The following is a 23,314-nucleotide window of genomic DNA, read 5'->3' on the forward strand; positions in this document are numbered from 1 at the left end:
AGGATTCTCACCAGTAGACAGACAGCGCCATGGCGCCGAACAAGCAGACGAACAGGCTCAGGCGCAGCAGCGCCGGGTGCCAGAAGAAGCGGTAGCCATCATGGCTGGCAATGAACCGGTCCAGGCCCCAGGCCAGGCCCAGGGCAAACAGGAACATCAAGGTCATGGTGGGCATGTACACGCCATGGAAGGCGATCTCACGGGGCATGGTGCAATCCTTTCGCCGGTGCCAGTGGCGACTGTGGGTCCAGCAGGGAAGTACGGATGAAGTGCAGGTAGCTTTGCACGCGGCGCAGCACCGAGGTGTCGAAGTGCCGGGCGAATGGCTCGTCGGTGGCCTGCACGCGGGCGATGGCGTGGTCTACCGCCACCAGTGCGCGTTCGTGGTTGCTGGCGCTGGGCTGCAGGAACAGCCGGGTCAGTGCACGGCCCATGACACGGATTGCCTGGCGCCATGGCTGCGACTCGGCATAGGCCGGGTGCACCGGGGCGCGGGCTTGCTCCTTGCGCAGCTCGATGACGGCGTGGCCGATCTCCAGCACGGTGAACATCCAGCCCATCAGCTGGCTTTGCACCTGCGGCTTGCCGGCCGCCAGGCCATAGGCCTGGTGCAGCAGGTCGCGGGTGCGGCTTTCGAAGGCCGAGCCCAGACCGCGCAGGCGGCCGCTGATGGCGAACAGCACCTGCTCGCGCAACGCCTGCTCCAGGCGGCTCCACAGCCAGCGGCTGTTGGGCGGCAGGATGATCGCCCCGGCGGCGGCACAGACGAACATGCCGATCACCATGCCGATGTAGTCGTTGATGAAGGTGTACGGGTCATAAACGGTGAGGTTGTTCGGCACCGAACCAATCGCGAAGAACACCAGCAGGCCGATGCCATAACCGGCGTAGGCAGGGCGCGACGAAAGAAACGCGCCCAGCACGAACACAGGCGCCAGCACCATGCACAGCAGCGGGAAACCGTCGATCCAGGGGAACACGAAGAAGGTTTCGAAGAAGCCGACAAAAGCGCCGATGGCCGTGCCGCAAGCCATCTGGAACGACATGCGCTTGGGGTTGGGTGACGCTGCCGAAAGGCATACGGTGACCGTGGCGATCAGGGTCATCATGGCGCCGCTGGGCCAATCGCTGAGCAGCCAGTAACTGCCCAGCAGCAACAGCACTGCCGAGGCGCGCACACCGGCCGCCAGCGATACCAACCAGCTGGTCTGCGCCACGTAGGGTTCGTCCCACTGCTCGCGCTCATGCTTGTGCGCGGCCAGCGAGGCATGGGTTTCGGCGTAGCTCAACATCTCGTCGACGAAGCGGTACAGCAGCTCGAACGCGGTATGGAAATCGAGCAGGTCGGATTCGCTGGGGTCCGTTGCCAGGTACTCAGCCCGCAGCCCCCGCACCTGGGCCTGCAGGCCTTCCTTGTAGGCGGCCAGCTCCAGGGTCAGGCGCAGCGCATCGGCGTCAGTCAACGCCCGGCCCACATAGGGCTGCAGCAACTCCACCAGGGTGTTCAGGCCCGGTTCGATGGCACTGACGATCTGCAGCGGGCCACGGGCACGCAGGCGCTCCAGCAAGCGGTGCAAGGCATTGAAGCGGGTGGTGATGGCCATGAACTCGCTGTTCATGCGCACCAGCCGGCCACTGCGACGGCGCATGTGCGGGTCTTCAAAAGCGGTGACGTTGCGCAGGCTCTCGAGGCCCACGGCCTCTGCCACGAAGCGCACGTTGCTGCTCTCGAAGCGGTCCTTTTGACTGTCGCCACGCAGGGCCTCCACCACCACCCCGGCAAACACGCCAAAGCGCTGGTAGAGGGCGTTGCGCATTGCGGCACTGGCCGACTGCGGCAGGATCGCGGCACTGACGAAGGTCGACACCAGAATCCCCAGGGCAATTTCCAGCGCCCGCCATACCGCTGCCATGAAGGCCTGGTCGGGGTGTTGCAGCACCGGCAGGCCAATCATCGCTGCGGTGTAGCCGGCCAGCACGAAACCATAGGCGCGGAAGGTGCGGTAGCGCATGGCACCGGCCGAGCACAGGCCCACCCACAGGGCCAGGCTGGGCAGAAACAGCTCGGTGTTCTGCGGAAAGATGGCAATCAGCGCCACCATCATCGCCGAGCCGGCCAGGGTGCCGAGCACCCGATAGAAGCTTTTCGCGAACACATGCCCGCTTTGCGGCTGCATGACGATGAAAACAGTGATCATCGCTGTACGCGGTTGCGGCAGCTCCAGGCGCATGGCCAACCACAAGGTGATGAACGCAGCGGCCAGCACCTTGAAGATGTACACCCAGGTCACGCCGTCGGTGCGCGCCCAGGCAAAGAAGCCCCGGCGCCATTCCAGGCTTTGCAGCCAGCGCACGGGCAAACTGGAAGTGCTCATTCGGCGTTATCCGGCTTCTTGTCGAAAATGGCCAGGGTGGCCGGGGTCTTCGGTGCTGCCTGGCGTTCCTCTTTCGGCGCATCCTGACCGGCCCGCAGGCCACCACCCAGGGCGGTGACCAGCTCGGCATGGGCGATCAGGCGGGCGGCCTGCACCTGCTGCTGCACTTGCTGCTGGCGGAACAGCAAGGTCTGCGCGTTGAGTACGTTCAGGTAGTCGGTAAGGCCGCGCTGGAACGCGACCATGGCGATGTCGTAGGTTTTCTGCGCGGCAGCAACCGATTCGGCGGCGAAGTGCGACTGTTCTTTCATCGACTCGCGGCGGATCAACTGGTCGGAGATGTTTTTCAGCGCACCGACCACAGTCTGGTTGTAGCGCGCCACGGCCACGTCATAGCCGGCGGAGGCCACGCCCAGCTGCGAGCGCAAACGGCCACCGTCGAAGATCGGCAGGCTGATGGCCGGGCCGACGTTGTAGTTGAACTTGCGCCCGGTCAGGAATTCCAGCGGGCCACCGCCAGTGGCCATGAAGCCCAGGCTGCCGACCAGGTCCACGTTGGGGAAGAAGCCGGCGTGGGCGACGTCGATACCCCGCGCCTGCGCGGCCACCTGCCAGCGGCTGGCAACTACGTCGGGGCGCTGACCAACCAATTCGGCCGGCAGGTTCGACGGCAGGTTCAGCGGTGCAGCCAGGGCCAGGGTCGGGCGCTGCAACTGGGCGCCTTCGCCCGGGCCCTTGCCTGCCAGTGCCGCCAGCTGGTTGCGGGTCAGGGCAATCTCTTCGTTCAGGCTGTCGAGCTGGCGGTGGGTTTCCGGCAGCGGCGCTTCGGCCTGGCTGACTTCGAAGTGGGTGCCGATGCCGGCATCCAGCCTGCGCTTGGCCAAAGCCAGGATCTGTTCTTGCTGCTCCAGCTCGGCCTTGACGATATCGCGCTGGGCAAAATGCAGGCTCAACTGGATGTAGGCACGCACCACATTGTTCTGCAGTTCCAGCTGCGCCTGGCGGGCTTCGGCCACGCTCATGTGCGCCTGGTCCACGGCCTGCTCGCTGGCATTGCGTTCACGGTCCCACAAGTCGAGGGCGTAGCTGAAGCCGATGGCAGCGTTGTTGTCCCAGGTGTTGGCACCGGACAGCGCGCCAGGGCCATAGAACTGGTCTTCCGGCCAGTTGTGGCGCTTGAGCGTGGCCTGGCCGTTGGCCTGGAGCTTTTCCGCCGACTCGACCACACCGGCCATGGCCTTGGCTTCGCGCACCCGCGCCGCAGCCATGGCCAGGCTCGGGCTACCGGCCACGGCCAGGGCAATCCAGCGGTCCAGCTGCGGGTCGCCATAGGCGTGCCACCACTGCTGGTCGGGCCAGTGAGCGTCGGTCGCGGCTTCGCGAATGGCCGCGTCGGTGGTCAAGGTATTGGCTTGCAGCGTCTTGCTTTGCGGGGCAATGCCCCAGGTTCCGATACAGCCGCTCAAGGTGAGGGCAAGGGCACAGGCACTGAACGCCTTGAGCGTTCTGATGATGCGACGCGGCACAGCTGCGATTTCCCGAGGAAGAGGTGAAGGGGGCCGGGCAATTCTAGGGGGCGGCAGCACTGGCGATAAGCACAGATTCCTGCGAATCTTTGTTACCAAAACAGCGATAATCCGCCTTTGGTCGAAGGCAACTTTTTCTCTTTTCCAAGTTACTTCGTGACACAATTTTGTCCTCTACCTCGAGAGTGACCCATGGACACCCTGCAAAACATGCGTGCTTTCAGTTGCGTAGCCCAACTCGGCAGCTTCACTGCCGCTGCGGCGCAACTGGATACGACCACCGCGAACGTGTCGCGGGCGGTCTCCAACCTGGAAGCCCATCTGCAAACAAGGCTGCTCAACCGTACCACCCGCCGCATTGCGCTGACCGAAGCCGGCAAGCGCTACCTGATGCGTTGCGAACAGATTCTTACCTACGTCGAAGAAGCCGAGGCCGAAGCCAGCGACGCCCATGCGCGCCCGGCCGGGCAGTTGAAGGTGCATTCGATGACCGGGGTCGGCCAGCACTTCGTGGTCGATGCCATCGCCCGCTACCGCGAAACGCACCCGGACGTGACCTTCGATTTGACCATGGCCAACCGCGTGCCCGACCTGCTCGACGAGGGTTATGACGTCTCCATCGTGCTGGCCACCGAACTGCCCGACTCGGGGTTCGTTTCGCAGCGCCTGGGCATCACCTACAGCATTGTCTGTGCCTCGCCCGCCTACATCGCCCAGCATGGCGTGGCGCACAAGCCTGCCGACCTGCTCAAGCACGCCTGCCTGCGCATGGTCAGCCCGGTGATACCGCTGGAGAAGTGGCTGTTCGATGGCCCGGAAGGCCAAGAGATGGTCAACATCACCAGTTCGCCGTTCATGGTGAACACCGCCGATGCCATGAAGACTGCGATTCGCAGTGGCATGGGCGTAGGCGTGCTGCCGATCTATTCGGCTATCGAGGGCCTGCGGGACGGTAGCCTGGTACGGGTGCTGCCCGAATATCGCCTGCAGGAGCTGAACCTGTATGCCATCTATCCATCGCGGCAGTATCTGGATGCCAAGATCAAGACCTGGGTCGAGTACCTGCGCAACTCGCTGCCAGAGATTCTTGCCGCGCATGAGGCAGACCTGAAAACCCATCAGGTGCTGATCGCCAACTAAAAAGCTGCTGCAATGCGGGGGCGGACAATGGTAGGTTGCTAACCATTGATTTCGCCTGTTCCGGCACCTTCGCGGGCAAGCCCGCTCCTACAAGGCACCGCGCCCCCCCGTAGGAGCGGGCTTGCCCGCGAAGGGACCAGCACAGCCCCACCCCGCCTTGCAGAGAAGTTGCCCGATGAAAAAGACCGTCCTGGCCTTCAGCCGTATCACCCCGGCCATGGCCGAACGCCTGCAGCAAGACTTCAACGTGATCCTGCCCAACCCCAAGCTCGGCGACATCAGCGCCCAGTTCAACGAAGCCCTGCCCGAAGCCCATGGCCTGATCGGCGTTGGTCGCAAGCTCGGCCGGGCGCAACTTGAAGGTGCGGCAAGGCTGGAGGTGGTGTCCAGCGTGTCGGTCGGCTATGACAACTACGACCTCGACTACTTCAACGAGCGCGGCATCGCCCTGACCAACACCCCCGACGTGCTGACCGAAAGCACCGCCGACCTGGGCTTCTCGCTGATCATGGGCTGCGCCCGGCGCACCGCCGAGCTGGATGCCTGGACCAAGGCCGGCAACTGGCAGGCCACCGTGGGCCCGGCCCACTTCGGCAGCGACGTGCATGGCAAGACCCTGGGCATCGTCGGCATGGGCAACATTGGTGCAGCAGTGGCACGCCGTGGCCGCTTCGGCTTCAACATGCCGATCCTGTACAGCGGCAACAGCCGCAAGACCGCGCTGGAGCAGGAGCTGGGCGCGCAGTTCCGCAGCCTGGATCAATTGCTGGCCGAAGCCGACTTCGTGGTCATCGTGGTGCCGTTGTCCGATGCCACCCGCAAACTGATCAGCCGCCGCGAGCTGAAGCTGATGAAGCCGAGCGCGTTCCTGATCAACATTGCCCGTGGGCCGGTGGTGGATGAGGCGGCGCTGATCGAGGCGCTGCAGGCGGGCACCATTCGGGGCGCAGGCCTGGATGTGTACGAGAAGGAACCGCTGAGCGACTCGCCGCTGTTCAAGCTGCCCAATGCGCTGACCTTGCCGCACATTGGCTCGGCTACTGCCGAGACCCGTGAGGCCATGGCCAACCGGGCGATCGACAACCTGCGTGCGGCGCTGCTGGGCGAGCGGCCGCGGGACCTGGTGAACCCGCAGGTGTGGAAGGGCTGACCGTTTTGGAGTGCCTGTGCTGGCCTCTTCGCGGGTAAACCCGCTCCTACGATTTGGAGTGCTGGGGTGGCCTCTTCGCGGGGAAACCCGCCCCTACGATTTGGAGTGCCTGTGGTGGCCTCTTCGCGGGGAAACCCGCCCCTACGATTTGGAATGCCTGTGCTGGCCTCTTCGCGGGTAAACCCGCTCCTACGATTTGGAGTGCCTGTGCGGGCCCCTTCGCGGGTAAACCCGCTCCTACGATTTGGGGTGCCTGTGCTGGCCTCTTCGCGGGGAAACCCGCCCCTACGATTTGGAGTGCCTGTGCTGGCCTCTTCGCGGGTAAACCCGCTCCTACAACGGGTGTGCACTGCCCTGTAGGAGCGGGTTTACCCGCGAAAGGGCCGGCCCAGGCAACCCATCACCTATTTGGCGACCACAACACCCTCAGCCCCCCTGGCCCGGGGCTTGCGAAACACCAGCACATTCCCCGCCATTACCGCCACCAAGCCGAGCAAGGCCGGCGCCGTCCACTGATAACCCTCGGCCACCGCCGACACATTCAACGCCACCAACGGGAACAACACCGTGCAGTAAGCTGCCCGCTCCGGGCCCATGCGCCCGACCAAGGTCAGGTAGGCAGTGAAGGCAATCACCGACCCCGGCACCACCAGGTACAGCAACGATCCGATATAGCGCGCATTCCACTCCATGCTGAACGGCACGCCACTGACCACACAGAACACCGCCAGCATCATCGCCCCATAGACCATGCCCCAGGCATTGGTCGTCATCGGCTTGAGCCCGGCCTTCTGCTGCATGCTCGACAGCATGTTGCCGGCCGAGAAGCACAGCGTGCCCAACAGGGCCAAGCCAAGGCCGTACAGCGTTTCGCGGCTGGCTGCGTGATGCGACAGCTCCGGCCAGAACAGCAGGCCCAGGCCGAGCAGGCCCAGGGCTCCACCGCCAAGCACATTGCTGGCGATTTTCTGGCCAAAGAAAATGCGGGCGTTAAGCGCGTTCCACAGTGTGGCGGTTGAGAACACCACCGCGATCAGGCCGCTGGCGATCCACTGGCTGGCGCTGAGGAAGCAGATAAAGTTGACGCAGAACAGGCACAGGCCCTGGGCCAGGCAGATCTGGTGGCCACGGCGGTTCATGGGTTGCAGCCGGCGGGTAATCAACAGGAAAGCAAACAGGATCAGGCCGGCCAGGGCGAAGCGGTAGACGATCGAAACCGGGATCGCGACCACGCCTAGCTGGAGTTTCAGGGCGATCCAGGTGGTGCCCCAGATCAGGACGGTGAGCAGGTAGAGTGACAGGTTCATGGTGGCGGTTCCTTGGGCCTTTGGAAATCGGTGCCCGGCGCTTCGCGGGTAAACCCGCTCCTACAGGGATCACCAGTGTTCTTTCGATCGGCCTCTGGCTGCTTGCACGAACTTGCGCTTTTCTTGCGCCGGTGGATGTCACTCGATCCTGGGCGCAGTAGGATGGCAGGCAAGAGGACCCGCCAATGACGCCACTCACCCAGTTGCAAGTGTTCAACGCCATGCATGCCTCGCCCAACGCCAGGCTGGAGCTGAGCGCGCACCTGGGCGACGGACTGGCGGCGGCCTTGTGGAGCAACCGTGACGATGTGCGCGACTACCAGGCGCCTAGCCATCACACCCTGTCGTGCTACATCGCCGACGGCACCGGCACCTTCCGCCGCCAGCGCCCGGCCGACAAAGGTGCGCCCGACAAGCTGTGCGTGATGCCGGCCGGGCAGGAATCGAACTGGGTCGTCAATGGCGCGATCCGCCTGGCACACCTGTATGTCAGCGAGGCGCAGTTTGCCCTGGGCTGTGTGCGCCTGCTCGACCGGGAACCGCGCGAGCTGCAACTGCAGGAAGCGACCTTTCTGGACGACCCGCAGCAGGCTGGCCGCTTCCGTCAATTGATCCAGCTGGACTGGGACGAGCCCGGCGAGCGCCTGCTGGCCAGCAGCCTGGCGCACGAGATCGTGGACCATGCGCTGCTCAGCCAGGTCGGGTTGCGCCAAGGCCTGCGCCTGAAAGGCGGGCTGGCGCCAAACCTGCGCCGGCAGCTGGTCGACTACATCGAGGCACACCTGGACCAGCCCATCACCCTGGACGAGCTAGCGCTGCGCTGCAATCTGTCCGCATACCACTTTGCGCGCATGTTCAGCGCCAGTTTCGGGCTCCCGCCGCACCAGTATCTGCTGGCCCGGCGGCTGCACCGGGCATGCCAGCTGTTGCGGCTGGGCGTGTTACCGCTGGGGGAGATTGCCTTGTTGTGCGGGTTTGCCAGTGCCAGCCATTTCAGCAACCGGTTTCGCCAAGCCCTGGGGGCCACACCTGGCGAATACCGCAAGGCCTTTTTCACCTGAAAAAGCGCCCGCTCTGCGGCCCCATTTACCTAGAACTCGAAGGTGCTCGACAAACTGACCTGCCGCGCATCGCCAATTGCCACAAAGTACTGGTTCACCGCCGAGCTGTAATACACCTTGTCGAACAGGTTCTTCACGTTCAGTTGCAGGCGCACGTTGTGTTCGTCGAGTTTGGTTTCATAAGTGGCAAACGCATCGGCAACGGTATAGCTCGGCAGGTCAAAGGTGTTGGTCGCGTTACCCGAACGCTCGCCCACATAACGGGCGCCGGCACCGAAGCGCAGCCGGTCCCCCCCGAACAGGCTGCCAAAGTCATACACCGCCGACAGCGAGCCGCTGTGCCGGGCCACGTTCTGCAGGCGATTGCCCTCAAGATCAGGGTCCTTGGTGACCTTGGCATCGGTCAGTGCATAGCTGCCGATCAGGCTCCAGCGCTCGCTGAGCTGGCCGGTCACGTCGAGTTCCACACCGCGTGAACTGACCTCACCCGCATTGCTGTAGACCGTCTCGCTTGTGACGGCGTCAAAGTTCGAGACCAGTACATTGCGCTTGGTGATATCGAACAATGCCAGGGTGCCTGTGATGCGGCCTGGCATGTCGAGCTTGGCGCCCAGCTCCCACGACTTGCCCTCCTCAGGTGCCACCGAGGAATCGAGCACGACATTGCCGGTCAGCGGCGCGATGGTCGAGTTGGGCTTGAACGACTCGCTGTAGCTGCCATAGAACGAGAGCTGGTCGTCGACTTTGTAAACGATACCGGCGTGGGGTACCCAGGCCTGGCCACTGATGTCGGTATTGGCCTTGAACGGGCGACCGCGGCCAGCGTACTGGTCGTACTGCTGGAAACGCGCACCTGCAACAAGGATCCAGTGCTCATCGAGGTGCAGCGCGTCCTGCACGAACAGCGCATCGGTGCGCAGCTTGTCGGTCTGGTCGCTGTCGCTGGCTCGTACGTTGGTGCCCTCCACTTCCTGTCCGTAGACCGGGTCCAGATAACTGAACGTGGACTGTGGTGTCTGGCGAATCAGGTCACCGCGAAAGATCTTGCGGTCTTCATGGTCGATGCCGAACAGCAGGTCATGCTGCATCCCCGCCAGCTCGACATTGCCATTGAGGCTCAGGGTCACGAACTGGTCACGGCTCATGGCGTTGTGGGTGCCGTCGATGCTGCGTGTCAGCGTGCCTTGGGTTTCGTTGACGCCGGTCACGCGAACCTGGCTGGCATCGTAGGTCTCACGATTGAAGCTGTAGCCGAAGTGCAGCTTCCAGTCATCGGCCAACTGATGGTCGACTTCCAGGCGATACAGGTCGGAGCGCCCTTCCATGTCGTTGAACGGCTCGTCCAGGCGGCGCGTGGCAGGGATATTCAGCGGGTGGCCGTTGTTGCCGAACGCGGTGCCACGGTCAAAGGGATAGAGAAACTCACGGTGCTCGTAGGCCAGCACCACCTGGGTGTCTTCGCCCAGCCAGGCCAGCGACGGCGCCACCAGCGATTCGCGGTGCACGCCGTAGTTGCGCCAGTAGTCCTCGTCTTCGTGGTCGACGATCAGGCGGTAGGCGAAGTTGCTGTCACCCAGTGCGCCCGTGCTGTCGAGCCCGCCACCGCTGCCGTTCTTGCCGCTGCCATAGGTCGAGCCGCGCACGGTCAGGGCGTTGTACTGCTGCAACTGCGGACGCTTGCTGACCACGTTGATGACCCCACCCGGGTCCTGGATACCGTACAGCAGCGAGGCAGGGCCCTTGAGCACTTCGACCCGCTCGGTGCTGGCGTTGAGGTTGCGGCCCTGCACCACGGGCATGCCATCGCGCATGATCGAACCGTCTCGGTTGTCGCCGAAGCCACGTTTCATCACCGTGTCGGACGTGCCGCCGAAGTTGTTGCCCTGGGTAATGCCGCTGACGTTGGCCAGGGCGTCATCAAGGTTGCGCGGGGCCTGGTCGCGGATGACCTGGGCCGGTACCACGTTGATTGCCTGGGGGATGTCCTGGCTCGGGCCCTGCCCGCGCATGATCGAAGCGCTGGCCGGGGGCTGGTAGCTGTAGTCGTCCAGTTGCGAGGTCACGGTGGTGGCCTGCAGGTTGAGGGCACCGGAGGTGTCTGCAGGTTCGAGGGTCAGAGTACGTGCGTCGACGCGGCGCCAGGCCAGCCCAGCGTTGCCCAGCAGTTGTTGCAGCGCCTGCTCAGCGCTGAACCGACCATTCAGCGCTGGCGCTTGCACGCCTTGCAGCTCAAGGGTGTAGACCACGCTCTGGCCAGTGGTGCGGCTGAAGGCGTTCAGGGCCTGGGCCAAGGGTTGGGCCGGCTGGGCGAAGGCATAGGCCTGCAGCTGCTCGGCCGCGCTTGCCAGGGGGGCGACAGCGAAGGCCGGGAGCGCAGCAAGGCCGAACCAGAGAGGGACGCAACGCGGGGAGAACTTCATGGACGCAGACCTGTGAGGGGGTGATTATTGCGAATCAATCGCACTTTCACTCATTACACGGATGCCACGTGCTGTTACCTCACCTGTGCCTGGAAATATTTTTTGCTGTGCCGGCCTCTTCGCGGGTGAACCCGCTCCTACAGGGGGCGCGCAACGGTGTAGGTGCGGGTTTACCCGCGAAGAGGCCGGCACGGGCAACTACCGAACCAGGGTCAAACGCCCCAACACGGTCTGCCTTGAAAAACCCATCACCTTGCCCAGCGAATCCAGCGCCAGCAGCGGCTCGGCCACCGGGAAGCTGCCGCTGACCTTGCGCTGCCCCAGGTCACCATCGAGCAACAGGATACGCCCCGGGTAATAACGCCCAAGGTCTTCAATCACCTGCGCCAGCGGCACCTGGTAATAGTTCAGCCACCCCTGGCGCCAGGCCAGGCGGTTGTCACTGTCCACCGCCAGGGTGTCGCCTACCCTGCCTGCGCGGTAGGTCAGCTGCTGGTTGGCAGTCAGTTGTCGCGCCAACATGCCCTGTGCGGGGCTGACGCCCACACGCCCACTGCGCACCGTCACCTGGGCACCCTCGCCTTGCTCACGCACCTCGAACTGGGTGCCGAGCACCCGCACTTCGCCGCCGGCAGCTTCCACCAGGAACGGCTCACCGGTATGGGTAACTTCGAAGAACGCCGCGCCATGCAGCAACCGCACACGGCGCTCACCCTGGGCGAAATCGACCGCAATGGCGCTACCTGCATCAAGCGTCACCTGCGACTGGTCGGCCAAGGTCACCTGGCGAATCTGCCCGGCACTGCGGTAGTCCGCCTGCAGGTCCTGCAACCAGTACCCTGGGTGCCAACCACCCGCGACGCCCACGGCCAGCACCAGGCAGGCTGCCATCGCCAGCCCTGCCACCCGCCGCCAGCCGCCACGCGCCGGTGGTCTGGCCATGGTATCGAGGTAGCGCTGCAGGGCGTCCTGTTCTTCGTCCGCCAGCCGCGCTGCCGGGGCGGCGCTTTTCTGCCAAAGCACCTGGGCCTGGTCGTAGGCTGCGCGGTGTGCGGGGTCGGCCAGCAACCAGCGCTTGAATGCCGCGCCTTCGGCTTGCCCGGGTTGCTCGTTGATCCGGTTGAACCATTGCAGGGCAGCCTGAAACTGCGCTTCGGTGATCGGCGGTAAACGGCTCATCGACGGGCGCTCCCTGGCCGGCGTGGGGTGGACGCGGGCTCGGCAACACTCGCCTTGCACGCTTCGAGGGCGCGCATCATATGCTTTTCCACGGCGCTCTGTGACAGCTGCATGGCTTTGGCGATTTCGCTGTACTTGCAGCCGTGAATGCGGTTGAGCAGGAAGATCTGCCGGGTGCGCTCGGGCAAGGCACGCAAGGTGGCCTCGATACGCTGCAAGTCGTGGTCAACCTCCACGGCCTGCTCAGGGGCCTGGGCCAGGCTCGCCTCGCTCACCGGCACAGCGGCTTCGGCCACGCGTTCGCGGCTACTTTCGCTGCGCAGGTGGTCTATGGCCAGGTTGCCCGCGCAACGCAGCAGGTAAGTGTCCAGCGCCTCGACCTTGACCTCGGGGCGACGCCAGAAACGCAGGAACAACTCCTGGACCAGGTCCGAAGCGGTGGCGCGGCAGCCGACCCGACGGTTTACCAACGCCTCCATACGCGCACGCTGGGCCTGGAACACCTGGACGAAACGTGCACGTGCGCCTGCGCTGTCAGCGTGAGGCTCGATGATATCCCCTGGCTCGCTCACGGGGGTCACACGGCAAATACGGCGAGTATCGGGCCCAGCACCACGCTGACGGCGGCCAGGCCCAGCAGCAGACGAGGCTGGTACGGCAGGCCGAACACCCACAGTGTTACCCCGGCCATCATCACCGCGGTCCACTCCACCAGGCCGATGGCCCAGCCACGCTGGTGCACGCTGAGCACCAGCGACAGTATCAGCAGCAGCCAACCTGCGACACGCAACAGGTGCAAGTGGCGCGGGCGCGGCTTGCGCCCGAGCAAGTCGCTGAAGTGCTTTACCATCGCCAGGCACAGGGCAACGAAGCCTGCAAAGGCGATCAGTGCGTTACCCAGCATCAGCTCGCCCCCACCGTTTCAATGCTCGGCTTTTTTGTCGCACGCGCCGCGCGCTTGGCTACGGGCGTGGGGCTGGCCAGCATCTTGCGAGCCAGCCAGGCCAGAAACAGGCCGGTCCCCAGGGCTGTCAGATCGAAGCCGGCCATGGCCCAGTCGCCCTCCAGCACCGAATGGTTCAAGCCCCGGTCAGTCGTCAGGCCATTGAGCAACGGCAGCAGCGCGAAGGCCAGCGCCCCCAGCGCCAGTTGCTCGCCCCAGGCCTTGCGCCCGCTACGCAGCACGGCGTGCACCAGCGACAGGCCCCAGGCGATGAAGAAAGCATTCACCTCCCAGTCGGCCCGGCCTTCGACAGCCATGGGCACCAGGCGGTTGGCCCAGAAGAAGCTCGCCACCGCCAGCAACAAGCCGCTCATGCTGGCCATATTGAGCACTTCGACCAGGCGCAGCTCACTTGGCACAGCTCCGCTCTTGGCGTGCTTGAGCTGGCGCTTGCCCAACCACATCACCAACCCGGTACCAATCACCGCAGTACCGGCCACGCCAAAGAAGAAGTACAGCCAGCGCAGCCAAGGCCCGGCAAAGTTACCCATGTGCAGGCCAGCGAAACTGAAGGCGGTCATCATTACCCCGCTCTCTGGCTTGCCCTGGCTCAACAGCGCACCACTGGCCCCATCGAATGTCCAGTTGGCGCTACGCCGATAAGCCACGTGGTCGGCTGCCGATTGGGTGAAGGTGACGCGGGCATTGCTGTCGCCCGGGTTCTGCACCTGGATGTTGCCGACACGCGCCCCCGGCTGCAGCTCCTGCACCTTGGCGTACAGGTTCGGCAGCGCTACCAGCGGTGTGGCCACCTGGGCCGCCTTGGGCGCATCGTTGCGGCCAAACAGGTCGTTGAAGTACTTGTCGGTGTCATTGCCGTAGCTGGCCATGATGCCCGCCGGCATCACCATGTACATGAACAGCACCAGGCTGCTGTAGCTGATCATCAGGTGAAACGGCAGCACCAGCACGCCGATGGCGTTGTGCCCGTCCAACCAGGAACGCTGCCCCTTGCCAGGGCGGAAGGTGAAGAACTCTTTGAAGATCTTCTTGTGGGTAATGATGCCGGTGACCAACCCCAGCAGCATGATGAAAGCGCAGAACGTCGAGAGCCAACGGCCAACCGGGTAAGGCATCTGAAGCTGGAAGTGAAAGCGGTAGAAGAACTCACCACCGCGGCTGTCACGTGCTTCCACCGGCTGGCCGGTCTGGGTATCGAGGGTTTTCCTGACGAAGCCACGCGGGCCGCCACTGGGGTCGCGGTAGCCCACACTCAAGGCGGCCTCCCGTTCGTTCGGCATGCGAATGAACCAGGTACTCGAATGCCCTGCATTGTCCTGCAGGTAACGTTGAGCGACCGCCAGGCTATTGATCGGGTCTAGGGCATGGCTGCGCACTTCAGGTTGCGACCAATGAGTGATTTCTTCCTTGAAGTACGACAGCGTGCCGGTAAGGAAGATGGCGAACAACAGCCAGCCGAAGATCAGGCCGGTCCAGGTGTGCAGCCAGGCCATGGCCTGGCGGAAGCCTTCTTTCATGGGTTTTTCATCCAGTAGGCAACGCCGCTGATCACGCCCAGCAGCAGGCTTGGCGCCAATACGCCCAACCAGGCACGCCAGGCGCTGCGGCAGGCAAAACACCAGATGAACGCCAGCAGGTAGAAGACGAACGACAGCAACAGACCGGTGAGCGTGGCATCGACCTTTGGCAACGGCGCCACCAAGGCAATACAGACACTGGCCATCGACGCCAGCAAGTAGCCGCCCAGCAGCGCGGCCAGGCTACGGGATGTCACGGCCAGGCGATAGCTGAGGGGAAGGCCAGCGGTTTTGCGCGTCATGGCGGGGTCCGGGCGTTTTAAAGGCTGCAATAATAATGATTTCAATTCTCATAAGCAAAGCCCAGAACCCGCCAGCCGATTGGCCGACGGAGCGGCATGCCGCAGTCAGCCAATCTGCAACAAGAAATTTATTTTCAAAAAGGGCTTGAATTCATTCCGCAGTTGCCTGACCTTAGAGTCAAGAGGCGCAGAAATTCCAAGGGTCTCAAGGGCCTAGGCGCGTCTCCATGCGAGCAAGCTGAATAAGGATTGAATCATGCAAATCCAGGTCAACAGCAGCAACGATTTCGACGGTAACGCCCGGCTCGACCAGTGGGTCCGCAGCACACTGCAGAACTCGCTGGAACGTTACGAAGAAGACCTCACCCGCATCGAGGTTCACCTGCGCGACGAGAACGGCGTCAAGCCCGGACCGCATGACAAACGCTGCCAGATGGAGGCTCGCCCGAAAGGCCACCAACCGATTTCCGTGACCCACACCGCCAGTTCGCTGGACCAGGCAGTCGACGGTGCCGCCACCAAGCTCAATCACGCGCTGGAGCACTTTTACGGCAAGCTGCGCAGCAAGCGCGGCGCCTTGGAACTGAGTGACCCGGACGCCTGATCGGCAATGCAAAACGCCCGGCCTTGAGCCGGGCGTTTTCGTTTGTGCCGATAAATGGCGCTGAACCAACGTGCGAACGTCCCGGTCAACCTCTGCATCACTCACCGCAGAAGCAAGACCATGAACAACCCATTCGAACGAATCAGTGCTGCATTCGCCCCCGAATACCGGGTGAACCTGAGCATTGCGAACCTCGACGGCAGCATCATGCTGACCCTGTCCGACGACGCCGGCGTGGTCGCCAAACGCCTCATCACCCCGGCCCAACGCAACGACCCGGTGCGCCTGCAACGGGTGATCGACAGCATCCGCCTGGGTCTTGCGATCGAACTCAGCCAGAACCCCCTGCAAGTGTTGGCCGCGCTGACCCGTGACGCCCGCCACGAGCCGCGCCATTTCATTGCCAACTGAGGGCTACTTGCCCTCCTCCACTGCCTTGCCGTTGGCGTCCAGCACCTTGGTCGAGGGGTAGCGGTACGAAGCGTAGCGCACCACCAGGATCGAGAACGCCAGCAGCAGGATGCCGCCGCACAGGTACAGCAGCCCTTCATCCGGTGCCTTGTGATGCGAAACATCGCCGATCAGCAGGCGAGTGAGCGCGGTGATTGCCACGTACAGCAGGAAGCGGATCGGCATGTGGTTGGTCTTGAAGTAGATCCCCACCATCGCCCCCAGCTCCAGGTAGATGAACAACAGCAGGATGTCATCGACACTGATCCCGCCCTTGCCCAGCATGTCCAGGAACGTCACCACTGCCGCGTAGGCGGTGATGGCGCCAATGCCGAACAGCGCCAGGTAATGGAACGCCTCGACGCACAGGTTGCCCAGCGAGTCGGCCGAGCCGTGCAGGCCCTTGCGCAGTTTTTCTGCCCATTTGATGTTCACGATGTTCCATTCCCCGATACGTCTTTAAGGATGATGCGTCGCTGATGTGACGCTTGTGCCATGCAGTTAAAGGGCCAAGCCCCTGTCTTGGAAGGCGACCGATTGCCGCAAGGCACCTTGAGGCATAGCGCATTGCAAAAAAGCACGCCGTGCTTGGGGAAAAATCAGATTTAACCCCTTCCTTGTAGGGTATTTCCCAAAGATACTCCCTGCCATTGTGGCGTTCGGGCATGCGCACTAGTCTGGGGTCGTCGCTGCCAGTCAGCGACCGGCTTTGACAGGCCGCCCTGAACTAACCACATGGCTTTGCCTTTATGGCAGCTGTCATGGGGCACCTCGTGTGCGCCGGCTTTTGGTTCTGTTCACCGGTCTGTCAACCCATGTACAGCTGCCGCCTCATTGTTTGACAGCAGGAGGTGGTGGCCCCAACTTTGAACAGGCCTTCACCATGCTGAAAGTAGTTCCCGATCCACCCCATAACCCCCATTCCCTCGAAGACACCCTGATCCAGGCCACCGACTACGCGTTGTGCGCAGCCACCGTGGTGCATCAGGCGTTGCTGCTTCAGCCCAAGTCACCGGTTTCGATCCTGATGATGACCTCGATGCATGAGCTGGAGGCGCTGCGGGCTCTGCTTGAGTCGGCACTGGTTCAGGTGCAGATGCCCGCTGAGCCCAGGACTTCGCACTAAGGCTGGTTAATGTGCCGGGAGGGCCGGCCTCTTCGCGGGCTCGCCCGCTCCCACAGGATCACCACAGTCTTCAAGACTTGCACTGTACCTGTGGGAGCGGGCATGCCCGCGAAAGGGTCGGCCAGGCACTCGAGAAACTTCAGGGAATTGAACAATGACAACAGAAGACACCCAATTCACCGTCGGCAAGACCACTTTCTATCAAGGCGAAAACAGCACCCATCCACTGTTCCGCATCGAGCCCGGCATCCCCTGCAGGGACGCCCGCGAGCAGTCGTCGGAATTGATGGGCTATGTGCGTGAATTGACCATTACTGGCCTGATGGAGGAGAAGCCCATGATGATCTGGGCCGCCCATTATCTGAGTGCCATGGCCAAGGCGCTGATGGATGATGCCGATTTGGGCATTGTAGGAGCGGGTTTACCCGCGAATAGGCCAGACCTGCCGGCCAATATCTCCCGGTCATTCACCGTCGCAGCCGCCACCGCATTCGCGGGCAAGCCCGCTCCTACGTCTATTTCGGGCCAATTGTTCCTGGCAAAGGCGCACCCGCAGCGCTCGGTCTATGCCACGATACAATTTCTGCTTGCGAACCAACCCGCATTGCCATTACTGTATATAGATACAGTAAATCGCAAAGCAACCAGCAAAAAGGCATAGAGGTGATGAATGGCCGTCGAAGTGGTGTACCGCAGCAGCCGCGACCCGGAGCGCTTGTTCATGGATAAGGCCGAAGCAGACCGTCACGACAAGATGCTCGAACTGGCCGAGCGCCTGGCCGAAGTGCTGCACAAGGCGGTGCCGTCGCTGACCGAGCAGCAGGTCGAGGAAGCCGGTATCTACATGGCGAAGAACCGCGATGTGTTCGCCCGGGCGTTCAAAAGCCAGCCGGATGCGCTGGCCGAATTGCTTGAGGGTACTGCTGCCGAATGATATCGCTGGAGGGGTGCGTGTTTACCCGCGAAGTGGCCCACCACGCCATCATCAACCTTCAGCCATACAACAACCGCTCCGCCAACATCTGCGCCACCCTTGCCGGCGAACGCTTCTCCGCCTGCGCATGGCCAAACACTTCGGTCAGCCGTGAAGGGATCCGCGCCAGGTGCGCAGTAATCGTGCGCTGGTCTTCGCCACGGTGGGTGAGAGCCACATAGATCAGCCCACCGGCATTGATCACGTAGTCAGGTGCATACAATATGCCGCGCGACTCCAGTTGGTCTGCCACCTGCAAGGTAGTCAGCTGGTTGTTGGCCGCCCCCGCCACTGCCGCACAACGCAGTTGCATCACGCTCTGCCCGTTCAGTACCGGGCCCACGCCGCAGGGTGCAAAGATATCGCAAGGGGTACTGATCAACGCATCGTTGGTCACCGGTTTGGCATCGAACTGCTCCATCGCCAGCCGCACCCGCCCCGGGTCCAGGTCGCTGACCAGCAGCTCCGCGCCCACCGCATGCAATTGCTCCGCCAGTGCATAACCGACATTGCCCAACCCCTGCACCGCTATCCGCAAGCCTCTCAGGTCATCGCTGCCCAGCCGGAACGAGGTTGTGGCACGTATGCCCGCGAACACCCCCATCGCCGCATGTGGCGATGGGTCGCCCGACGCAGTGGTGCTGGTCACGTAGGGCGTGCTGTGGGCAATGCAGTCCATGTCCAAGGTCGAGGTGCCACTGTCCACGGCGATAATGAAGCGGCCATGGAAAGTATCGATGAAGCGGCCAAAGGCCTCGAACAGCGCGGCGCGGTTTTCCACATGCGGGTTGCGCATGATCACCGCTTTGCCACCCCCCATCGGTAAGCCGGCCAGTGCTGCCTTGTAGCTCATGCCCTGGGCCAGGCGAATCGCGTCGGTCATGGCGCTTTCGTCATCGGCATAAGGCAGGTAGCGGCACCCCCCCATGGCCGGGCCCAAATGCTCACTGTGGATTGCCACAACGGCTTTCAGGCCCGTAGGCGGGTCATTGAACAGGTGCAGTGACTGGGTACGGGTGCTTTGCATCAGCGCGAACATCGACCGGCTCCCCTACGAGGTGCTCCTTCCAGTATAGGCACGGCCTCGGCGTTGACGCCGCCGCCGGACCACTGGACGAAACCACGCGCCACAGCTAATACTCAAACGTGTGTGGAGATGCCCCATGAAGCCACGTCAAGCCTGCCTGGCCTGCCTGGAACGCGAGCCTGTCGACCTGCTGGAAGCCGCATTGTGGATTGCTGCCGAGCACGACCCTGGTGTCGAGCCCGCGGCCAGCCTTGCTGCGCTGCACGACCTGCAGCACGAGATAAGCGCCAACCTGCCGATGCTTCCACTATGCGAACTGGCCCAGCCACTGCTGCGCCAGCTCAATGCGCTGGGTTTTCAGCAGGATGAATATCACCCCTTGCGCCCCCATGCGGCGATGATGGACAAGGTACTGCAGCGCCGCCGCGGCCAACCACTGACCCTGGCCATCCTCGCTTTGGAACTGGCCAGGCGCCTGTCCATACCGCTGGAGGGTGTGGGCTTCCCTGGCCATTTCCTGCTGCGCGTGCCGGGTGCCGACCACCTGCTCGATCCCTGTGGCGGCCGGCGCCTGTATCCCAGCGACTGCCGCGAATTGCTGGCGCGCCAGTTCGGCCCGCACCTGGCGCTGACAGCCGAGCACCTGCGCAGCGCCAGCCCGCTGCAGATGCTGCAACGCCTGTCACGCAACCTGCGCCAACTGCACATCAGTAACGACAACCACCTGGCGGCATTGATCGATGCAGAGCGGATCATGCAGTTGGGCCCGGTGCAGGTGAGCGACTACATGACTCGCGCCTCGCTCTACCATCATCTGGATTGCCCACAGGCCGAGCGCTTCGACCTGGAGCATGCATTGCTGCTGACGGAAGACCCGGTCCAGCGCCTGAAGCTGTCCGAGCGAATCGGCAAGCTTCCGGCGGCGAACCGTTCACTTCACTGAGCCGGGCTGTCCGGCTGCTGGGCGGGATGGGCCTTGGCGAACGCCGGGTGCGCGGCCGCCAGTGCGGCAACCCGCAGGATGCGCGGGAAGCTGTCGAGGTCGATGTTGAAGCGTTCGGCCGCGTACAACTGCGGGATCAGGTACACATCCGCCAGCCCAGGCGTGTCGCCAAAGCAGAAACCGTGATCGCCAATCAGTTGCTCCACTGCCGCGAGCCCTTGGCTGATCCAGTGGCCGATCCACTGGTTGACCTGCCCCTCATCCTGACCGGCCTGGCGCAGCCGGTTGAGCACACTGACGTTGTGCAGCGGATGAATGTCGCAACCAATGATGGCCGCCACCCCACGTACCTTGGCCCGTGCCTCGGCTGTGGCCGGCAGCAACGCAGGCTGTGGATAAACCTCTTCCAGGTACTCGATGATCGCCGGCGACTGCACCAGCACCTCACCACCGTCGGTGCGCAAGGCCGGTACGCGGCCCTGCGGGTTGACGGCTACATAGCCCTCGTCACGCTGCTCACCCTGCAGCAGGTTGACCGGCAGGGACTGGTAAGCCAGCCCCTTCAGTGCCAGGGCAATGCGCACCCGGTAGGACGAGGTGGAACGGTAATAGGTGTACAGCTCCATACCCCTGCCTCCTCAGTTGGCTGCGATGACCGTGCCGCGGCACTCACCGAAACCGATGCTGGCCACGCCGTCACGTGTGCAGCGGGCACGCAGGATGATTTCGTCGCCGTCTTCGAGGAATTTGCGCACCTCGCCGCTGGCCAGCTCGACCGGCAGTTTGCCGCCTTCGGTGATCTCCAGCAGGCTACCGAACGATCCCGGCGTGGCGCCCGACAGCGTGCCCGAACCGAACAGGTCACCTGGCTGCAGCTGGCAGCCGTTGACACTGTGGTGCGCCACCAGCTGCGCCACGGTCCAGTACATGCTGCGGGTGTTGCTCAGGGTCAGGCGGTGCGGGGCAATGCCCTGCTCACGCATGCGCTCGGTCAGCAGCAGCACTTCGAGTTCGATATCGAATGCACCGCTGGCCTGGTCGCGCTTGTCCAGCAGGTACGACAGTGGCTGCGGGTCGCCCTCCGGGCGCTCCGGCTGGGCGCAGCGGAACGGCTCCAACGCTTCGGCGGTGACTACCCAGGGCGAAATGGTGGTGATGAAGCTCTTGGACAGGAACGGCCCCAGTGGCTGGTATTCCCAAGCCTGGATATCGCGCGCCGACCAATCGTTGAGCAGGCACAGGCCGGCTACGTGCTCGGCAGCGTCGCCTACCGGAATTGCCTGGCCCATGTCATTGCCCTGGCCAATCCAGATACCCAGTTCCAGTTCGTAGTCCAGACGAGCGCAAGGGCCGAAGCTCGGCTCGGTGTGCCCGGCCGGCAGGGTCTGACCCTTGGGCCGGCGCACGTCGGTGCCGGACGGGCGGATGGTGGAGGCGCGGCCGTGATAACCGATCGGTACGTACTTGTAGTTGGGCAGCAGTGGGTTGTCGGGGCGGAACAGTTTGCCCACGTTCTTCGCATGCTCGATACCAACGTAGAAATCGGTGTAGTCACCGATCTGCGCTGGCACGTGCAGCTGGCAGTCGCTGGCCGGGAGCAGCGCCGGCTTCAGGGCTGCCTGGTGTTCGCTGTGCTCGCCCAGCAGCACCTGCAAACGCTCGCGCAGGGCTACGCGGGCGTTGCGGCCCAAAGCGAAGAATGCGTTCAGAGCCCCGCCGCGGGTGGCTTCAACGGCGGCCTTGGCCGCCCCGTCGAACAGGCCGGCGGCCAGCACCGCCTCCAGGTCGAGGATCGCGTCGCCGATGGCCACGCCACAGCGCCTGGCTTCACCCGGCCGGCTGAAGATGCCCAATGGCAGGTTCTGCAGGGGGAAGTCGCTGTGCCCGTTGGCGTGCTCGACCCAGCTACGGGCATTGGCAGAGTGGTTCATGGGTTATCTCCGGTTCGGGTTGAAGGTGCTCGGCAAAGTCGCCCAGCAACTATCGTAGTCGGCCTGCAATTGCGAGCATTCAAGGGCTTGCAGGCTCGGGCGCAACACTTGGCTGGTCTCGAACATGAAGGCCATGGTGTTGTCGATCTTGTGTGGCGCCAGGTCAGCGGCAATGGCCTTTTCACAGGTTTCGGCGTCGGGGCCATGGGCACTCATCACCCCGTGCAACGAGGCACCACCCGGCAGGAAGCCCTCGGCCTTGGCGTCGTAGGCGCCATTGATCAGCCCCATGAACTCGTTCATCAGGTTGCGGTGGAACCATGGCGGACGGAAGGTGTTCTCGGCCACCATCCAGCGTGGCGGGAAAATCACGAAGTCCATGTTGGCCATACCATGCACGCTGGTTGGCGAGGTGAGCACGGTGAAGATCGAGGGGTCCGGGTGGTCGAAGCTGACCGTGCCGATGGTGTTGAAGCGGCGCAGGTCATACTTGTACGGCACGTTGCTGCCATGCCAGGCCACAACGTCCAGTGGCGAGTGCTGCAGCTCGCAGGCCCAGTGTTCACCCAGGAACTTCTGTACCAGCTGCACCGGGCCTTCCGCTTCTTCGTAGTGGGCCACAGGCGTGAGGAAGTCGCGGGGGTTGGCCAGGCCGTTGCTGCCGATCGGGCCCAGGTCCGGCAGACGCAGCGGCGCACCGTGGTTTTCCGCGATGTAGCCACGGGCCTGGCCGTCAAGCAGTTCGACGCGGAACTTCATGCCACGTGGGATCACCGCAATTTCCAACGGTTCGACCTCCATCACGCCCAGCTCGGTGGCGATACGCAGGCGGCCCTGTTCCGGCACCAGTAGCAGCTCACCGTCTGCGTTGAAGAACACCCGTTCCATGGACCGGTTGGCGCGGTAGATATAGATGCTCACGCCAGCCGGTTTTTCCGCTGCGGCGTTGGCAGCCATGGGCAGCCAACCTTCGATGAAATCGGTCGGTTCAGCAGGAATCGGCTGCGGGCTCCAGCGCAGGCGGTTGGGGTTGATGCCACCCAGTGGCCCGCCGAGCGGCTGGCGCGCCAGGCGCTCGAAGCGTGGGTGCAAGGCAGAAGGGCGAATGCGGTACAGCCAGGTACGGCGCAGCTCGCTGCGGGTCATGGTGAACGCCGTGCCCGACAGCAGCTCGGCATACAGGCCATACGGGGCCTTCTGCGGGGAGTTCTGCCCGACAGGCAGCGCCCCGGGCAATGCTTCGCTGGCGAATTCGTTGCCGAAGCCGCTCAGGTAGTGAAGGTCGGGCGACGTGTCGCGGTTCATCGATGCCTCCGGGT

General features: G+C 63.5%; 23 protein-coding genes and 1 pseudogene. 9 read left to right on the forward strand and 15 right to left on the reverse strand.

Annotated elements, in window-relative coordinates; genetic code table 11:
- Positions 1-7: 7 nt before the first annotated feature.
- The 3 genes from N5D53_RS11915 to N5D53_RS11925 are packed head-to-tail and all read right to left on the reverse strand — an operon-like array spanning position 8 to position 3,901.
- On the reverse strand, positions 8-208 hold the full coding sequence (locus N5D53_RS11915) for a DUF1656 domain-containing protein (RefSeq protein WP_003251718.1): 201 nt from the start codon (positions 206-208) through the stop codon (positions 8-10).
- Positions 198-2,375, reverse strand: coding sequence for an FUSC family protein (locus N5D53_RS11920; RefSeq protein WP_003251716.1), 2,178 nt, complete (start codon positions 2,373-2,375; stop codon positions 198-200). The genes N5D53_RS11915 and N5D53_RS11920 overlap by 11 nt, the downstream gene beginning before the upstream one ends.
- On the reverse strand, positions 2,372-3,901 hold the full coding sequence (locus tag N5D53_RS11925) for an efflux transporter outer membrane subunit (RefSeq protein ID WP_129932698.1): 1,530 nt from the start codon (positions 3,899-3,901) through the stop codon (positions 2,372-2,374). Before N5D53_RS11925 ends, N5D53_RS11920 begins: the two co-directional genes overlap by 4 nt.
- A 192-nt stretch (positions 3,902-4,093) precedes the next feature.
- On the opposite strand from N5D53_RS11925, the gene N5D53_RS11930 reads away from it, so the two are divergent.
- Positions 4,094-5,041 carry a LysR family transcriptional regulator gene (locus N5D53_RS11930; RefSeq protein WP_003251712.1) on the forward strand — a complete coding sequence of 316 codons (948 nt, stop codon included), beginning with the start codon at positions 4,094-4,096 and terminating at the stop codon, positions 5,039-5,041.
- A gap of 175 nt (positions 5,042-5,216) precedes the next feature.
- Entirely contained in the window at positions 5,217-6,191 is a 975-nt protein-coding gene (locus tag N5D53_RS11935; protein ID WP_190869990.1) for a D-glycerate dehydrogenase, read from the forward strand.
- 404 nt (positions 6,192-6,595) lie between these two features.
- Here the strand turns inward: N5D53_RS11935 and N5D53_RS11940 are convergent, their stop codons facing one another.
- Entirely contained in the window at positions 6,596-7,498 is a 903-nt protein-coding gene (locus N5D53_RS11940) for a DMT family transporter (protein WP_190869989.1), read from the reverse strand.
- A 185-nt stretch (positions 7,499-7,683) separates the two neighbouring features.
- On the opposite strand from N5D53_RS11940, the gene N5D53_RS11945 reads away from it, so the two are divergent.
- The gene (locus N5D53_RS11945) at positions 7,684-8,559 is read left to right on the forward strand and encodes an AraC family transcriptional regulator (protein WP_104962543.1); all 876 of its coding nucleotides are present in this window, start codon (positions 7,684-7,686) and stop codon (positions 8,557-8,559) included.
- Between the two features lie 29 nt (positions 8,560-8,588).
- On the opposite strand, the gene N5D53_RS11950 is transcribed toward N5D53_RS11945, so the two are convergent.
- The 6 genes from N5D53_RS11950 to N5D53_RS11975 all read right to left on the reverse strand — a co-directional run bounded on the left by N5D53_RS11950 (position 8,589) and on the right by N5D53_RS11975 (position 14,941).
- Complete coding sequence (locus tag N5D53_RS11950; protein WP_104962544.1) at positions 8,589-10,979, reverse strand: TonB-dependent receptor; 2,391 nt, start codon at positions 10,977-10,979, stop codon at positions 8,589-8,591.
- A gap of 198 nt (positions 10,980-11,177) precedes the next feature.
- Positions 11,178-12,158, reverse strand: coding sequence for a FecR family protein (locus N5D53_RS11955; protein ID WP_190869988.1), 981 nt, complete (start codon positions 12,156-12,158; stop codon positions 11,178-11,180).
- A complete protein-coding gene (locus N5D53_RS11960) occupies positions 12,155-12,730 on the reverse strand; it encodes a sigma-70 family RNA polymerase sigma factor (RefSeq protein ID WP_076402252.1) in 576 nt (191 codons plus the stop codon). Before N5D53_RS11960 ends, N5D53_RS11955 begins: the two co-directional genes overlap by 4 nt.
- Before the next feature lie 5 nt (positions 12,731-12,735).
- A complete protein-coding gene (locus N5D53_RS11965) occupies positions 12,736-13,062 on the reverse strand; it encodes a DUF3325 domain-containing protein (RefSeq protein ID WP_190869987.1) in 327 nt (108 codons plus the stop codon).
- Entirely contained in the window at positions 13,062-14,639 is a 1,578-nt protein-coding gene (locus N5D53_RS11970; protein WP_104962547.1) for a PepSY-associated TM helix domain-containing protein, read from the reverse strand. The genes N5D53_RS11965 and N5D53_RS11970 overlap by 1 nt, the downstream gene beginning before the upstream one ends.
- Entirely contained in the window at positions 14,636-14,941 is a 306-nt protein-coding gene (locus N5D53_RS11975; RefSeq protein ID WP_104962548.1) for a DUF3649 domain-containing protein, read from the reverse strand. The genes N5D53_RS11970 and N5D53_RS11975 overlap by 4 nt, the downstream gene beginning before the upstream one ends.
- Positions 14,942-15,197: 256 nt before the next feature.
- Between N5D53_RS11975 and N5D53_RS11980 the strand changes: the two genes are divergently transcribed.
- Together N5D53_RS11980 and N5D53_RS11985 are read left to right on the forward strand one after the other, a co-directional pair.
- Entirely contained in the window at positions 15,198-15,545 is a 348-nt protein-coding gene (locus tag N5D53_RS11980; RefSeq protein ID WP_014592331.1) for an HPF/RaiA family ribosome-associated protein, read from the forward strand.
- 120 nt (positions 15,546-15,665) lie between these two features.
- A complete protein-coding gene (locus N5D53_RS11985) occupies positions 15,666-15,956 on the forward strand; it encodes a DUF3509 domain-containing protein (protein WP_003251688.1) in 291 nt (96 codons plus the stop codon).
- Positions 15,957-15,959: 3 nt separating this feature from the next.
- Here the strand turns inward: N5D53_RS11985 and N5D53_RS11990 are convergent, their stop codons facing one another.
- A complete protein-coding gene (locus N5D53_RS11990) occupies positions 15,960-16,430 on the reverse strand; it encodes a phosphate-starvation-inducible PsiE family protein (RefSeq protein WP_003251685.1) in 471 nt (156 codons plus the stop codon).
- A gap of 448 nt (positions 16,431-16,878) precedes the next feature.
- Between N5D53_RS11990 and N5D53_RS11995 the strand changes: the two genes are divergently transcribed.
- From N5D53_RS11995 to N5D53_RS12005, 3 genes and pseudogenes are all read left to right on the forward strand, one after another.
- Positions 16,879-17,121: a hypothetical protein gene (locus N5D53_RS11995; protein ID WP_088513312.1), complete on the forward strand. Its 243-nt coding sequence runs from the start codon at positions 16,879-16,881 to the stop codon at positions 17,119-17,121.
- A 154-nt stretch (positions 17,122-17,275) separates the two neighbouring features.
- Positions 17,276-17,530 (forward strand): annotated as a pseudogene (locus N5D53_RS12000) (DUF3077 domain-containing protein); the annotation flags it as partial.
- A 261-nt stretch (positions 17,531-17,791) separates the two neighbouring features.
- Complete coding sequence (locus N5D53_RS12005) at positions 17,792-18,055, forward strand: YebG family protein (protein ID WP_003251679.1); 264 nt, start codon at positions 17,792-17,794, stop codon at positions 18,053-18,055.
- Between the two features lie 58 nt (positions 18,056-18,113).
- On the opposite strand, the gene N5D53_RS12010 is transcribed toward N5D53_RS12005, so the two are convergent.
- Positions 18,114-19,133 carry a Glu/Leu/Phe/Val dehydrogenase dimerization domain-containing protein gene (locus N5D53_RS12010; protein ID WP_104962549.1) on the reverse strand — a complete coding sequence of 340 codons (1,020 nt, stop codon included), beginning with the start codon at positions 19,131-19,133 and terminating at the stop codon, positions 18,114-18,116.
- A gap of 124 nt (positions 19,134-19,257) precedes the next feature.
- On the opposite strand from N5D53_RS12010, the gene N5D53_RS12015 reads away from it, so the two are divergent.
- On the forward strand, positions 19,258-20,064 hold the full coding sequence (locus tag N5D53_RS12015; protein ID WP_190869986.1) for a tetratricopeptide repeat protein: 807 nt from the start codon (positions 19,258-19,260) through the stop codon (positions 20,062-20,064).
- Here the strand turns inward: N5D53_RS12015 and maiA are convergent.
- From maiA to hmgA, 3 genes are read right to left on the reverse strand one after another with little or no spacing between them, the layout of a single operon-like run.
- A complete protein-coding gene (maiA, locus tag N5D53_RS12020) occupies positions 20,058-20,690 on the reverse strand; it encodes a maleylacetoacetate isomerase (protein WP_104962551.1) in 633 nt (210 codons plus the stop codon). The genes N5D53_RS12015 and maiA overlap by 7 nt on opposite strands.
- Before the next feature lie 12 nt (positions 20,691-20,702).
- On the reverse strand, positions 20,703-21,995 hold the full coding sequence (gene fahA / locus N5D53_RS12025) for a fumarylacetoacetase (protein ID WP_064491625.1): 1,293 nt from the start codon (positions 21,993-21,995) through the stop codon (positions 20,703-20,705).
- Between the two features lie 3 nt (positions 21,996-21,998).
- Entirely contained in the window at positions 21,999-23,300 is a 1,302-nt protein-coding gene (gene hmgA / locus N5D53_RS12030; RefSeq protein WP_104962552.1) for a homogentisate 1,2-dioxygenase, read from the reverse strand.
- Positions 23,301-23,314 lie beyond the last annotated feature (14 nt).

The sequence above is a fragment of the Pseudomonas sp. GD03862 genome (genome assembly GCF_029840855.1).
In the GTDB taxonomy this organism is placed as follows: domain Bacteria; phylum Pseudomonadota; class Gammaproteobacteria; order Pseudomonadales; family Pseudomonadaceae; genus Aquipseudomonas; species Aquipseudomonas alloputida.

Excerpts from the sequence above, each read along its gene's own strand:
- N5D53_RS11915 (WP_003251718.1), bottom strand. The coding sequence starts at position 208 with ATGCCCCGTGAGATCGCCTTCCATGGCGTGTACATGCCCACCATGACC.
- N5D53_RS11920 (WP_003251716.1), bottom strand. The coding sequence starts at position 2,375 with ATGAGCACTTCCAGTTTGCCCGTGCGCTGGCTGCAAAGCCTGGAATGG.
- N5D53_RS11930 (WP_003251712.1), top strand. The coding sequence starts at position 4,094 with ATGGACACCCTGCAAAACATGCGTGCTTTCAGTTGCGTAGCCCAACTC.
- N5D53_RS11935 (WP_190869990.1), top strand. The coding sequence starts at position 5,217 with ATGAAAAAGACCGTCCTGGCCTTCAGCCGTATCACCCCGGCCATGGCC.
- N5D53_RS11940 (WP_190869989.1), bottom strand. The coding sequence starts at position 7,498 with ATGAACCTGTCACTCTACCTGCTCACCGTCCTGATCTGGGGCACCACC.
- N5D53_RS11945 (WP_104962543.1), top strand. The coding sequence starts at position 7,684 with ATGACGCCACTCACCCAGTTGCAAGTGTTCAACGCCATGCATGCCTCG.
- N5D53_RS11950 (WP_104962544.1), bottom strand. The coding sequence starts at position 10,979 with ATGAAGTTCTCCCCGCGTTGCGTCCCTCTCTGGTTCGGCCTTGCTGCG.
- N5D53_RS11955 (WP_190869988.1), bottom strand. The coding sequence starts at position 12,158 with ATGAGCCGTTTACCGCCGATCACCGAAGCGCAGTTTCAGGCTGCCCTG.
- N5D53_RS11965 (WP_190869987.1), bottom strand. The coding sequence starts at position 13,062 with ATGCTGGGTAACGCACTGATCGCCTTTGCAGGCTTCGTTGCCCTGTGC.
- N5D53_RS11970 (WP_104962547.1), bottom strand. The coding sequence starts at position 14,639 with ATGAAAGAAGGCTTCCGCCAGGCCATGGCCTGGCTGCACACCTGGACC.
- N5D53_RS11975 (WP_104962548.1), bottom strand. The coding sequence starts at position 14,941 with ATGACGCGCAAAACCGCTGGCCTTCCCCTCAGCTATCGCCTGGCCGTG.
- N5D53_RS11980 (WP_014592331.1), top strand. The coding sequence starts at position 15,198 with ATGCAAATCCAGGTCAACAGCAGCAACGATTTCGACGGTAACGCCCGG.
- N5D53_RS11985 (WP_003251688.1), top strand. The coding sequence starts at position 15,666 with ATGAACAACCCATTCGAACGAATCAGTGCTGCATTCGCCCCCGAATAC.
- N5D53_RS11995 (WP_088513312.1), top strand. The coding sequence starts at position 16,879 with ATGCTGAAAGTAGTTCCCGATCCACCCCATAACCCCCATTCCCTCGAA.
- N5D53_RS12005 (WP_003251679.1), top strand. The coding sequence starts at position 17,792 with ATGGCCGTCGAAGTGGTGTACCGCAGCAGCCGCGACCCGGAGCGCTTG.
- N5D53_RS12010 (WP_104962549.1), bottom strand. The coding sequence starts at position 19,133 with ATGTTCGCGCTGATGCAAAGCACCCGTACCCAGTCACTGCACCTGTTC.
- N5D53_RS12015 (WP_190869986.1), top strand. The coding sequence starts at position 19,258 with ATGAAGCCACGTCAAGCCTGCCTGGCCTGCCTGGAACGCGAGCCTGTC.
- maiA (WP_104962551.1), bottom strand. The coding sequence starts at position 20,690 with ATGGAGCTGTACACCTATTACCGTTCCACCTCGTCCTACCGGGTGCGC.
- fahA (WP_064491625.1), bottom strand. The coding sequence starts at position 21,995 with ATGAACCACTCTGCCAATGCCCGTAGCTGGGTCGAGCACGCCAACGGG.
- hmgA (WP_104962552.1), bottom strand. The coding sequence starts at position 23,300 with ATGAACCGCGACACGTCGCCCGACCTTCACTACCTGAGCGGCTTCGGC.